The sequence below is a fragment of the Streptomyces sp. NBC_01525 genome (assembly GCF_045040405.1).
Lineage (GTDB): Bacteria > Actinomycetota > Actinomycetes > Streptomycetales > Streptomycetaceae > Streptomyces > Streptomyces benahoarensis.
In genome coordinates this window covers 1,782,510-1,794,927 of record NZ_CP109397.1, presented here as the reverse complement: position 1 = coordinate 1,794,927, position 12,418 = coordinate 1,782,510, and the positions used below count along the sequence as shown (strand labels likewise).

The window sequence follows — 12,418 nt, the reverse complement described above, 5'->3', positions numbered from 1 at the left end:
AACTCCCGTACGATTCCGGCTCGTTGAGCCCGTTGTCCCGTACGCCCCTGTCGAAACGAGAGCCGCCATGCCCACACCCGAGGACACCGCACCCGGCACCACCTTCGCCCACGACGACCAGCTCCCGAAGGTGCCGCTGCCCACCCTTGAGGAGAGCTGCGCCCTCTTCCTGGAGTGGTGCCGCCCGCTGCTGACCGACGCCGAACGCGCCGCGACCGAGGCCGAGGTGGCGGCCTTCCTCGCCCCCGACGGCCCCGGCCCCGCCCTGCACGCCGCCCTCGCCGCCTACGACGCGCTCCCCGCCACCCACAGCTGGCTCGACACCTTCTGGCCCTACCGCTACCTGGGGCGCCGCGACCGCATCGCCCTCAATGCCAACTTCTTCTTCCTCTTCCGCGACGAGGAGCCCACCGGGCCCGGGGGCGACCCCCAACTCGACCGCGCCGCCGGTCTCATCGCGGGCGCCCTCCACCACAAGCGCCTCCTCGACGAGGAACGCCTCCCGCCCGTCGTCCAGCGCGGCCGCCCGCACTCGATGGACCAGCACCGCTACCTCTTCTCCACCACCCGTATCCCCGGCACCGTCCAGGACACCGTCCGCGCCCCGTACTCCGCCGAGTGGCCCGGCCCGTCCCGCGCCCGCCACATCGTGGTCTTCTTCCACGGCCGGATGTTCCGCCTCGACGTCCTCGCCCCCGACGGCACCCCCTACGGGCTCGACGACCTCCGCGCGGGGCTCGACGCCGTACGCGAGGCGGGCGCCGCCCCCGCCGCACCGGGCACCTCCGTCGGCCACCTCACCACCCTGGCCCGCGCCGAATGGGCCGACGCCCGCGCCGCCCTCCTCGCCGACCCCGGCAACGCCGCCGCCCTCGACACCGTCGAAACCGCCCTCTTCTGCGTCTGCCTGGAGGACGTCGCGCCCGACGGCACCCAGGAGGCGTGCGACGAGCTGCTGTACGGCGACCGCGGCAACCGCTGGTTCGACAAGGCCGTCTCCCTCATCGTCTTCGCCGACGGCCGGGCCGGCATCAACATCGAGCACTGCGAACTCGACGGCACCACCGTCCTCGCCTTCGTCGACGGCCTGCTCGCCACCACCCCCGAGGAACACGCCCGCCTCGCCGGTGCCCGTACCCAGGGCCCGCCCGCGCCGTCCCCGCTCACCTTCACCACCGACGACGCCACCCGCGCCCGTATCCGCGCCGCCGCCGACGCCTTCACCGCGTACGGCCGCGCCACCGCCACCCGCACCGTCGCCTTCGACGACTTCGGCGCCGACACCGCCAAGGCCCTCGGCGTCTCCCCGGACGCCTTCGTCCAGCTCGCGTACCAACTCGCCCACCACCGCGCCAAGGGCCGCCTGGGCGCCACCTACGAATCGATCGCCACCCGGCAGTGGCGGCGCGGCCGCACCGAGGCGATGCGGGTGGTCACCGAGGAGATCCCGCACTACGTGGCCGCCATGGAGGACCCGGCCACCGACCGCACCACCCGCCGCGCCGCCTTCCGCGCCGCCGCCGAGGCCCACGCCACCCGCGCCAAGGACTGCCAGGCGGGCCGCGCTCCCGAACAGCATCTGTGGGAACTGGAGCTGATCCAGCGCCGCCGCGGCCCGGAACTCGGCCTCCCCGACCAGCCCGCCCTCTACCGCTCCCCGGGCTGGCTGACCATGCGCGACGACTACCTCAGCACCAGCTCCGCCCCCTCCACCCACATCCAGTACTTCGGCTTCGGCTCCACCAGCAGCCGCTGCATCGGCGTCGCCTACGTCCTCCTCCCCGACCGCTTCCACCTCTACCTCAGCACCCCGGAGGCGGTCGCGGCCCCCATGCACGCGTTCGCGGAGGAGCTCAGGGGGGCGGTGGCGGAGCTGCGGGAGCTGATGGGGGAGGGGTGACCCGGGGCGGTCGCGCCGTGGCGCCTCCTCGGCCGGGGGGCTGACCGGGGCGGTTGACGGGGCTGGGTGGGTTACCGGTCCCGCCCGGCTTCCGGGGCCCGGCGCCAGGCCGGGCCGGTCACCTTTCGCCGGGCGCCGCATGTCGCCGCGCGGCGCCCGGCCGGGTGCCGGGGACGCTCCCGGCCCCCGGACGAGGCCGGGGCCCGGGGCGGCGCCGTCCCTCTGCCGATCTTGAGTGAGAGTGTTACCGGCTCCAGCCGGTAGGTGAATCGCCCCACCTACCGGCTGGAGCCGGTCCAGGCCGCTGCTGTGCCTCGATGTACCGCTCGACCACTGCCAGCGGTGTTCCACCGCAGGAACCAGCGAAGTAGGAGCCGGACCAGAACCGGCCGTGCAGGATGGACCGGTTGACGTTGTAGGTGAACTCCTGGCGCAGACGTCGCGAGGAGACGCCCTTGAGGCTGTTCACCAGGCGGGACAGGGCGACCTTCGGCGGGTAGTGCACCAGCAGATGGACGTGATCGTGCTCGCCGTTGAACTCCACCAGCTCGGACTCGAAGTCGGCGCAGACGGCGCGCATGATCTCTTCGCACCGCGTCAGCATCTCCGGCGTGAATACTTTCCGCCGGCGTTTCGTGATGAACACCAAGTGCGCGTGAAGGTTATAGGCGACGTGTGCACCCCTGCGCACGTCCGGGCTCTGTTCCCATCGTGGTGACATGAACACCCAAATGCATCACCAGACGCAGCCCCCCGACCCCCACATCCAGAAACTTCCCCCACCGCACGACGTCCCCGCACACCCGCCCCTCCAGCTCCGTCACCGCGGGCTCATACGTCTTGAGCACACTGACCGCCACCGGAAACACCCGGTCCACGGTCCTCCCCCCGACCCGCCCCCGCAGGTACCGAACAAGCGACTCAACTTCCGGCAATTCGGGCATGGGGCCAGTGTGCCGCGTACGGGGCCGTACGGCCCGGCCGTAGCGGCGCCCGGCCAAGGAATCACCGCCCGCCCGGGGCGACGGGCGCATGTGCCGCCGCCGTGTGCCCGCCGTGTACTCGGACATACTCATGCAGGAGTCGTCCGGGTGCAGCCGGAGACCGGTCGAAGGGGGCGCATGCCGGTGGACGAGCGAAGCGTTCACAACGACATCAGCGGGCAGGTCCTGGGCCCCAGCGTGCAGGCGGGGATCATCCACGGCGATGTGTACATCGGGAGCCAGGAGCCCGTCCTCCCGCCGATACCGTGGCAGTTACCACCCGCCGTGCCGCTCACCGACCGTTCGGACGAGCTGCTGTTCCTGAAGCGCCGCCGCGACCACTGCGTCCACCGCGGGCACCCCTTCCTGGCGGCGATCAGCGGCCTGGGCGGAGTCGGCAAGACCGCCCTCGCCCTGGACTGGCTGCACTCCCTGCGACCGTCCCTCCCCGGCGGACAGCTCTACGCCGATCTGGGCGCGCGGTCGCCGAGCGGCCCGGTCGACCCGGCGGAGACGCTCAGCCGCTTCCTGCGCGGACTCGGCACCCCACCGCAGCAGGTGCCGCACACCCTCGCCGAACGCGCGGCGCTGTACCGCTCCCTGACCTCCCGCCGCCCGGTCGCGGTGCTGCTCGACGACGCCGAGAGCGCGGCACACGTCCGCCCGCTGCTGCCCGGCGGGAACAGCGTCACCCTGGTCACCAGCCGCGGACACCTGACCGGCCTCACCCTCGAAGGCGGCCACCAGCTCCACCTCGAACCGCTCGCACCGGACGACGCCGTACAGCTGCTCGCGGACACCCTCGGGGACCGCCGCGTGGCCGAACGCCCCGACGAGGCCCGCGCCCTGGTCGGTCTCTGCGCCGGTCTCCCGCTCGCCGTACGCGTCGTCGGCGCACGCCTCGCCGCCCGGCCGCGGCGCAGCATCGCCATGATGGTCGGCGCCCTGTCCGAGGAACGCGGACGCCTCGACGCCCTGGCCATCGACGGGGACCGCAGCGTGCGCGCCGCCCTGGACCTGTCCTACCGGGGCCTGCCCGCCGAGGCCGCCCGGCTCTACCGGCTGCTCGGCACCCACCCGGGCAGACACTTCGACGACGGCCTCGCGGCGGCCCTGCTGGCCCCCACCGGGGCGACGGTCGGCGTGGCCGCGGACCTCCTCGACGTCCTCCACGACACCCATCTGCTCACCGAAACGGGTGAGGACCGCTACCGCTTCCACGACCTCGTACGGCTGCACGCCCTGGCACGGGCCGAGGAGGACGAACCGGCGGCCGAACGCGCCGGGGCGCTGCGCCGCATCGCCGGGCACTACCTCGCCCTCGCCACCCGCGCGGAGCACGCCATCGAGCCGCGGCGGCCCGCACTGGAGCGCGACCCGGCCTCCCGGGAGGTGCACTCCGCACCGTTCGGCGACCGGGACGCGGAGGCGGCGCTGGACTGGCTGGAGCGGGAACTGCCCGACCTCGTCGCGGTCATCCGGCGCGTCGGAACCACCGATTTCCCGTGGTTCGGCTGGCAGTTGGCCGACGCCCTGTGGCCGCTCTTCCCGCGCCGCAAGCACTACGACCAGTGGCGCGCCGTGCACGGCGAAGGGCTGGCGGCGGCCGAGGAGTGCGGGGACCGGGCGGCGCAGGCCAGGATGCTGACCTCCGGCGGCCTGGGCGAGCTGGGATGCGGCGAGCACGACCGGGCCCTGGAGATGTTCGAGGCGGCGGCGGGGATCCTGGCCCGGGACGGCGACGCCCTGGGGCACGCCCGGACGCTCAACTACCGCGGCCTCGCCCTCCAACGGCGCGGCGAACCGGAGGCGGCCGCGGCCCTGTTCGCCCGCGCCGCGGCCGAACTGCCCCGCCACGGAGATCCGCGCGCCGGTGGCCTGGCCCGCCTCAACGCCGCGGGCATCGCCCTCGACGCCGCCCGCCCGGAGGAGGCCGCGGCCGCCGCTCGGACGGCACGCGAGGTGCTGCGCGAGGCGGACGACCCGTACAACGCGGCCCGCGCGACGACCCTTCTCGGGCGGGCCCGCCTGCTCGCCGGGGCGGCGGAGGAGGCGGAGGTCCTGCTCTCCGAGGCACTGGCCGTGCTCCGCGGCGTCGACGCGGGCTACGAGGCCGCGCGGGCCCTGGAGGCCCTGGCCGAGATCGCCGGGGACCGCGGGGAGACCCCCGTGGCCAGGGCCCGCTACGCGGAGGCGCTGGACCTCTACGTCGGTGTGAACCGCACGGAACGCGCCGACGCCGTACGGGCCCGGCTGGCCGCGCTCGACGCCGCCGGATGACCGCCCGGAGCCGCCCGCACCGCCGCCAGCGCCCGCACCGGCAGACCGGCCACCAGCCAGGCGTGCGCCAGCGAGGCCCACACCTCCCACGGCGCCACGGCGGCGTGCCCGGAGCCCAGCTCCACCCAGGCGTTCCGCCGCGGGCCGCACCGCATCCGGCATTCCGTGGGCCCCTGGGGGAGGGCCAGTACGGCGGCCCCGGGCGCGAGGTGTGCCGCCCCGGCCCGTCCGGGGTCCCGTACCACCAGCACATCGGCGAGCAGCGGCCACGGGCGCGGCGCCGGAGGCGCGACGCGCAGATGGTGATCGGTCACCCGCCCGCCGTCCGGCAGCCGGAGCCGCACCGCCGTCCGCACCGCCGTCACGGTCTCGGGCACCGGCGTCTCCTCGACGGCGGCGAGCAGCACACAGCCGTCGGGTCCGTGGAGGTTCAGCCGCCGCGCCGTCATGTCTCCACCCCGCCCGGTACGCGGAAGTCCAAGGTGACCGGCAGCGACGCCGTCTCCGGCACCAGCCGCGCGGCCGGTGCCCGCAGCCGCAGCGTCCGGTAGATCAGCGACCGCATCCGCCGGGCGAACCGTCCGGGCTCCGACGTCAGCCGGGCGGCCACCCGGGCGTACAGTTCCGGCCGTGCCGCCGCGGCCGGAGCGCGCAGCTGCCGCCGCAGCGGACGGTCGGCCCGCAGCCGGGGCGCGAAGGACCGCAGTTCGGCCATGGGGGATCCCGGGTCCAGGTCCGCCTTCGCCGAGCCCGTGGTCAGCACCCGGGCGCCGGTCATCGTCCCGTAGAGGGCGGCGGAGCCGTGGTCCCCGACGATGATGTCGGACGCGGCGACGGCGCCGCACCAGTCCGAGTACTGGCTGATCACCTGCACCCCGGACCGTCCGAGCCAGGTCAGCCAGCTCTTGATCTGCCACTCCCCGTGCGCGTTCCAGACGTTCGGGTGCAGCATCAGCGCGATGCTGTACTCGTCGCGCGGAAGATCCGCCGCCAGCCGCTCCAGCAGCTCCCACTCCTCACCCAGCAGCGACTGCGGGCCCCACGTGGAACAGGCGAGCAGCAGCTCCTGGTGCGCCCCGGTGCGCAGCGCCTTCCGGTACAGCGCCCGCGACGGCATGCTCGCCCTGATCCGGTCGTAGCAGGGGTCCCCGACCACATGGGCCGCCGGTACCGCCTCCGGGCACTCGCGGCCGAGCCTGGCCAGCTCCTCGGCGTGGGAGAGCACGATCGCCGCCGGGATGACCGCGCCGTCCCGGACCAGCCGCTGCCTGCTGAGCCCGTAGACACCGCGCTCCGCCGGTCCGGCCGCCGGGGTGGCGTGCCCGGCCGGCGACGACACGACCTTGTTGTGTCCCACGCCGTGCGGCAGCACGATCACCGGCGCGTGCAGCTCGTGCAGGCTGCCGTGGCTGGCCGCCAGCGCCAGGTCGAACGGGATGTTCACCGCCTGCGCCCAGGGCAGCACCAGCGCCCGGGTGCCCTCCAGGAAGGCTTCCACGCCGTGGCTGAAGACGTCGGGTGCGACGGTGAAGATCACCTGCACCCGGGGGTCGCCGTCGAGCAGCCGCACCGCGTCCAGCAGCCGCTGCCCCGCGGTGACGGTGTGCACCACCGCGAGGATCTTCTTCCGGACCTTGCGGGTGGCCCACCGTTCGACGTCCAGCCGCAGCGGCACATGCCGCCACTCGAATCCCGATACCGTCACGCTCATCCGAACTCCCCCATGTCCCGGCCGAGTTGACCGGTCCCTGTGATGTGGTCGCGGTATCCGCCCCCGTCGGCCGGTCCCGCGTGTGCGACCCCTTCCGCCGCGGTGCCCACTGTGCGGGGGAGACCTGTCGCCGGGCCTGCAGAATCCTTGTGCGATTCCTGAACCGCCGGTCAGCGCCGTGCGGAAGCTGCCAACGGCACGTGCGCCCCTGGCGCGACGGTGCGCCCCTGCCCGCCCCGTCCGGTCTTTCCGGTGCCGGGCAACAGTGAGGAGAGCCTTGCCCAGGTGCCCGGTGACCTCCGGGCGGGGGTGGGAAGGCGAACCATCAGGGGGCGATGGTGGAACTTCTGTTGCTGGGGCCGCTCGAACTGTGGCACGACGGCCGCCAGTGGCCGATCGGCTCACCCAAGGCGCGCCATGTGCTCGCCTCCCTGCTGTACGCGCAGGGCGAGCCGGTGGGTGTGGAGACACTCCTGGACCGCGTCTGGGGTGAGGACGACACCCTGGAATCTCCCGTCGCCACCCTGCAGAGCTATCTGTCGCGGCTGCGCACCCGCCTCACCGAGGCGGTCGGCGACCGGGCCCGCATCGATCTCGCCTCCCCGCGCCGCTACCGGCTCCGCGTCGCGGACCCCGACGACGTCGACCTCTACCGCCTCCGGCGGATCCGCGCCGAGGCGCGCGCGGCGGTGGCCCACGGGGACCGGGAGGCCGCCGTCGCCCAGCTGCGGCGCGCCCAGGCGCTGTGGCGGGGGGAGCCGCTCGCCGAGTTCCCCGGAGCCTGGGCCGCGGCGGCGGGCGCCCGGCTCACCGAGGACCGCCGCTCCCTCCAGGAGGAACGCATCCGCCTGGAGCTGGAACTGGGCCGCCACACCGACCTCATCGGCGAACTCCGCGACCTCGTGGCGGAAAACCCCCTCGCCCAACGGGCCGTCGCCGCCCTGATGCTGGCGCTCTACCGCTCCGGCCGCGACGGCGAGGCCCTGGAGCTGTACGGCATCACCAGGCGCCAACTCAACGACCAACTCGGCATCGACCCCGGAGCCGACCTGCGGACCCTCCAGCGCCGCATCCTCGCGCAGGACACCACGCTGGACGCGCCCCCGCCGCCCGCGGTACCCACCCCACGCCTCGGACCGGCACCCGCCGCGGTGTCGCGCCCCGGGGCGAGCAGCACCCTGCCCCGCGACACCAAGGACTTCACCGGCCGCACCGGCGAACTGCGCACCCTGCTCGCCACCCCGACGCGCGAGGGCCACGCCACGGCCCTGCCGCTGTCCGTCGTGCACGGCATGCCCGGGGTGGGCAAGACCGCCCTCATCGTCCACGCGGCCCACCGCCTGCGCACCAGCTACCCGGACGGCCTGTTCTACGTCGACCTCCGCGCCTACAGCGACCAGCCTGCGTACGAGCCCGCCGAGGCGCTCGCCTTCCTCCTGCACAGCGCCGGTCTCCCCGATCCGCTCCCGGACACCCTCGACGAACGGGTGGCCCGCTGGCGGGAGTGGACCGCCCACCGGCGGGTGCTGGTCGTGCTGGACAACGCCAGGGACGCCGACCAGATCGTCCCGCTGCTCCCCGGCGCCGCGAGCTGCCGGGCGATCGTGGCCAGCCGCAACCGCCTCGCCGAACTCGACGGCGCCACCCCCCTGTTGCTCCACGAACTCTCGCTCTCCGAGGCGTCCGCCCTGTTCACCCGGGTCGCCGGACGGAGCAGCTCCTCGGACGCCGCGGCCCTCCGCCGCATCATGCGGATTTTCGGCGGCCACCCGCTCACCCTGCAACTCCTCGCCGCCCGATTACGGCACCGGGACACCTGGGACCTGGAGTACGTCGCCGGACGCCTGACCCGCGCCGACGACCCCCTGGACGAGGTCGGCGAACGCGTCACGGCGGCCTTCCAGCTCTCCTTCGCCGAACTCCGCCCCGCGGCCCGGCGGCTCTTCCGGTACGCGGCGCTGCACCCGGGCCCGGACCTCACCGTCGACGCGGCGGCGGCCCTGTGCGCCGCGCCGCCGGACGAGATCCGCCGCGCCGCCGACGAGCTGCTGGACCGGCACCTCATCGAGGAACCCGTACGCGACCGCTACCAACTCCACGACCTGTCACGGGCGTTCGGCCGCCGCCTGTGCCGCGTGGAGGTACCCCGGTACGCGCGCCGCCAGGCGATGGGCGGCCTCCTGTCGTACTACCTGACGGCCGCCGACCGCGCGGAGCGCGCCGCCCACCCGGGGCGGCGGGCCCTCGCCCTCGACCGGGAGTCCCCCTACGCGCCGGACTTCGCCGCGACCGACGACGGGGCCGCGGACCGCGCCACCGTATGGCTCACCGTGGAGCGCGCCAACCTCCTGGCCGCGGCGCGCACCGCGGCGGCCGAATTCCCGGAATTCGCCGTCCTGTTCCCGCTCGCCCTCGTCCACTCCCTCAAGCTGTGGGGCATCAGGGAGGTCGCGGCGGAGCTGCTGGACGTCGCCGTCACCGTGCTGCGGGGCACCGACGACCCGGCCGCGCTGGCCCGGTCCCTGGTGGCGCGCGCCGACGTCCTGGCCCAGACGGACCACGCACAGGCCCTGAGCTGCGCCGCCGAGGCGTACGTGCTCTTCGAGACCGTCCGCGACGACCACGGTCGCGCCGACGCCTCCCTGCAGACCGGCCGGGCACATCTGGCGGCCGGCCGCGACGGCGACTGCCTGCGCGCACTGGAACAGGCGCGGGAGCTCTACCGGGGAACCGGCGACCGGTACGGGGTGGCCGAGAGCCTCAACGTCCAGGGCGCCTCGCTGATCTTCGGGGCCGACTACCCGCGGGCGATGCGCTGCTTCGTCGCGATGCTGGACATCCACCGTGGTTTACGGGACCTGCACGGGCAGGCGAAAGCGCTGAACAACATGGGCGAGATCTATTCGCATGAGGGGAGGACGGAACAGGCTCTGCACCACTACGAACAGTCCCTGAAGCTGGTCCAGAGCTTCGGCGGACGACAGGAGGCCGCGATCCTCGACAACAACCTCGGCGACGTGTATCGGGACATGGACCAGATCGATCAGGCTTCTGCCTTCTTCCGCCGGGCGCTGTCCAGCAACCGCGCCCGGGGCGACGCCGTCGGGGAGATGAACTCGCTGATCGGGCTGGGCCGGGTGCACGCCGCGGCCGGGCGGACGCAGGAGGCGATGCGTCACCTCCGCGCCGCGGAGGCACTGTCCCTGCGGCTCGGCAACGTCTACGAGCGGCAACGCGCCCTGGTGGGACGGGCCGACGCCCACCGGATGGCCGGGGAGTACGCGGCGGCTCTGGAAACCTACGACGACGCCCGGCGCCTCGCGGAGGACTTCACCTTCCCGCTCGGCACCGCCCGCGCCCTGGCGGGAACCGCCCGCACCCACCTGCGACTGCGGGACAGCGAAACGGCCCGCTCCTACGCGGAACGGGCCTTGATGCTCTTCCACCGCCTGGGCGCCCGAGGCGAGGTCGAATCCCTCCGCCACCTCCTCGGCCGCCAACGCCCCTCGGCTCCCGGCCCGACGTCACACGGCCGGGAGCCGATGACCGACGGGGCTTAGCTGGTTGTCTGTTCCTGCTTCGGGCCGGTCAGCCACATCACTTGGCCTGGGGCGGCCGCGAGGACAGCGGTTGCGACGATGCCGAACAGCGCCACCGTTGCGGCGCGGCGGAGTATGTACTTCAAGAGTGGGCGTCTTTCGATCTCGATCGACCAACGAACGTGCCGAGAGTAGAAGCTTGAGGGCTCCGACGATCACCGGCGGACGGGGCTAGATATACATGATCTTCTGCCTCTTGTCGAAAAAGTGTTCGAAATATGTCTCAAGCATATGCCCCCACCCAAACAGTGGAGGGCCACCCCCATCCGGGGTGGCCCTCCGCCATGAAACCGTTACCCGCCGAGGCTCATCGAAGCCCCCGGCAGCCGCTCACAGGTCGTAGTAAAGCTCGAACTCGTGCGGGTGCGGGCGGAGCTGGATCGGGGCGATTTCGTGGGTGCGCTTGTAGTCGATCCAGGTTTCGATCAGGTCGGGGGTGAAGACGCCGCCCTGCTGGAGGTACTCGTTGTCGGCCTCCAGGGCCTCAAGGACGGCCGGGAGGGAGGTCGGGACCTGCTGGACGCTCGCGTGCTCCTCGGGGGCCAGCTCGTAGAGGTCCTTGTCGATCGGCTCGGCCGGCTCGATCTTGTTCTTGATGCCGTCCAGGCCCGCGAGGAGGAGTGCGGAGAACGCCAGGTACGGGTTGGACGACGGGTCCGGCGCGCGGAACTCGACGCGCTTGGCCTTCGGGTTGGCGCCCGTGATCGGGATGCGCATCGCGGCGGAACGGTTGCGCTGCGAGTAGACCATGTTGACTGGGGCCTCGAAGCCGGGGACCAGGCGGTGGTAGGAGTTCACCGTCGGGTTGGTGAAGGCCAGCAGCGACGGGGCGTGCTTGAGGATGCCGCCGATGTAGTAGCGGGCGGTGTCGGAGAGGCCCGCGTAGCCCTGCTCGTCGTAGAAGAGCGGGGTGCCGCCCTGCCACAGGGACTGGTGGACGTGCATACCGGAGCCGTTGTCACCGAAGATCGGCTTGGGCATGAAGGTCGCGGTCTTGCCGTTGCGCCAGGCGACGTTCTTCACGATGTACTTGAAGAGCATCAGGTCGTCGGCGGCGGCGAGCAGCGTGTTGAACTTGTAGTTGATCTCCGCCTGGCCGCCGGTGCCGACCTCGTGGTGCTGGCGCTCGATCTCCAGCCCGGCGGCCTCCAGCTCCAGCGACATCTCGGCGCGCAGGTCGGCGTGGTGGTCGACCGGCGGGACGGGGAAGTAGCCGCCCTTGTAGCGGACCTTGTAGCCGCGGTTGTTCTCCTCGGAACCGGTGTTCCACGCGCCGGACTCGGCGTCGATGTGGTAGAAGGACTGGTTCGCGGAGGTGTCGAAGCGCACCGAGTCGAAGACGTAGAACTCCGCCTCGGGGCCGAAGTAGGCGGTGTCGGCGATGCCGGTGGAGGCGAGGTACGCCTCGGCCTTCTTGGCGATGTTCCGCGGGTCGCGGCTGTACTGCTCGCCGGTGATCGGGTCGTGGATGAAGAAGTTGATGTTGAGGGTCTTGTCGCGGCGGAACGGGTCCAGCCGGGCCGTCGACAGGTCGGCGCGGAGCGACATGTCGGACTCGTGGATCGCCTGGAAGCCGCGGATCGAGGAGCCGTCGAACGCCAGCTCCTCGTCCGGGTCGAACGCCTTCGCCGGGATCGTGACGTGCTGCATCACACCGGGCAGGTCGCAGAACCGCACGTCGATGAACTTGACGTCCTCGTCGGCGAGGTATTTTTTCGCGTCGTCGGCGTTCTGGAACATACCTACTCCTCCTAGCCCGGTCACCGGTCGGCGGACACGGGGCTGATGCACGGAGCGCGACCCTCTGGAGTGGCGCGCTAGCCCGACCATAGGCAGCCGTGATTTCCCAAGCATGACCCATTTGTTTCGTCGGGGTTAACCGGGGCGCGGCCTGCCTCACTACCGATCATGCCTGGTCATGCCGCATCCGGCCCCTCGGCGGCGC

The 12,418-nt window shown here is 72.8% G+C and carries 9 protein-coding genes; 3 read left to right on the top strand and 6 right to left on the bottom strand.

Annotated features, from left to right (window positions below; all coding sequences use genetic code 11):
• The first annotated feature begins 67 nt into the window (after window positions 1-67).
• Entirely contained in the window at window positions 68-1,900 is a 1,833-nt protein-coding gene (locus OG422_RS08005) for a choline/carnitine O-acyltransferase (RefSeq protein WP_405741344.1), read from the top strand.
• A gap of 244 nt (window positions 1,901-2,144) precedes the next feature.
• On the opposite strand, the gene tnpA is transcribed toward OG422_RS08005, so the two are convergent.
• Window positions 2,145-2,621, bottom strand: a complete 477-nt coding sequence (gene tnpA, locus OG422_RS08000; protein ID WP_143944743.1) for an IS200/IS605 family transposase — start codon at window positions 2,619-2,621, stop codon at window positions 2,145-2,147.
• Window positions 2,563-2,844 carry a DNA-formamidopyrimidine glycosylase family protein gene (locus tag OG422_RS07995; RefSeq protein WP_405741341.1) on the bottom strand — a complete coding sequence of 94 codons (282 nt, stop codon included), beginning with the start codon at window positions 2,842-2,844 and terminating at the stop codon, window positions 2,563-2,565. The genes tnpA and OG422_RS07995 overlap by 59 nt, the downstream gene beginning before the upstream one ends.
• Window positions 2,845-3,021: 177 nt before the next feature.
• On the opposite strand from OG422_RS07995, the gene OG422_RS07990 reads away from it, so the two are divergent.
• The gene (locus OG422_RS07990) at window positions 3,022-5,163 is read left to right on the top strand and encodes an ATP-binding protein (RefSeq protein ID WP_405741338.1); all 2,142 of its coding nucleotides are present in this window, start codon (window positions 3,022-3,024) and stop codon (window positions 5,161-5,163) included.
• Here the strand turns inward: OG422_RS07990 and OG422_RS07985 are convergent.
• Entirely contained in the window at window positions 5,088-5,612 is a 525-nt protein-coding gene (locus OG422_RS07985; protein ID WP_405741335.1) for a hypothetical protein, read from the bottom strand. The two genes, OG422_RS07990 and OG422_RS07985, sit on opposite strands and share 76 nt — an antisense overlap.
• The gene (locus OG422_RS07980) at window positions 5,609-6,874 is read right to left on the bottom strand and encodes a hypothetical protein (RefSeq protein ID WP_405741332.1); all 1,266 of its coding nucleotides are present in this window, start codon (window positions 6,872-6,874) and stop codon (window positions 5,609-5,611) included. The genes OG422_RS07985 and OG422_RS07980 overlap by 4 nt, the downstream gene beginning before the upstream one ends.
• Window positions 6,875-7,209: 335 nt before the next feature.
• On the opposite strand from OG422_RS07980, the gene OG422_RS07975 reads away from it, so the two are divergent.
• Window positions 7,210-10,434, top strand: a complete 3,225-nt coding sequence (locus OG422_RS07975; RefSeq protein ID WP_405741329.1) for a BTAD domain-containing putative transcriptional regulator — start codon at window positions 7,210-7,212, stop codon at window positions 10,432-10,434.
• On the opposite strand, the gene OG422_RS07970 is transcribed toward OG422_RS07975, so the two are convergent.
• Both OG422_RS07970 and glnA read right to left on the bottom strand, forming a co-directional pair.
• Window positions 10,431-10,559 (bottom strand): hypothetical protein, encoded by a 129-nt coding sequence (locus tag OG422_RS07970; RefSeq protein WP_285229415.1) that lies wholly within the window; start codon window positions 10,557-10,559, stop codon window positions 10,431-10,433. The two genes, OG422_RS07975 and OG422_RS07970, sit on opposite strands and share 4 nt — an antisense overlap.
• A gap of 244 nt (window positions 10,560-10,803) precedes the next feature.
• A complete protein-coding gene (gene glnA, locus OG422_RS07965) occupies window positions 10,804-12,213 on the bottom strand; it encodes a type I glutamate--ammonia ligase (protein ID WP_143943191.1) in 1,410 nt (469 codons plus the stop codon).
• Window positions 12,214-12,418: the final 205 nt, after the last annotated feature.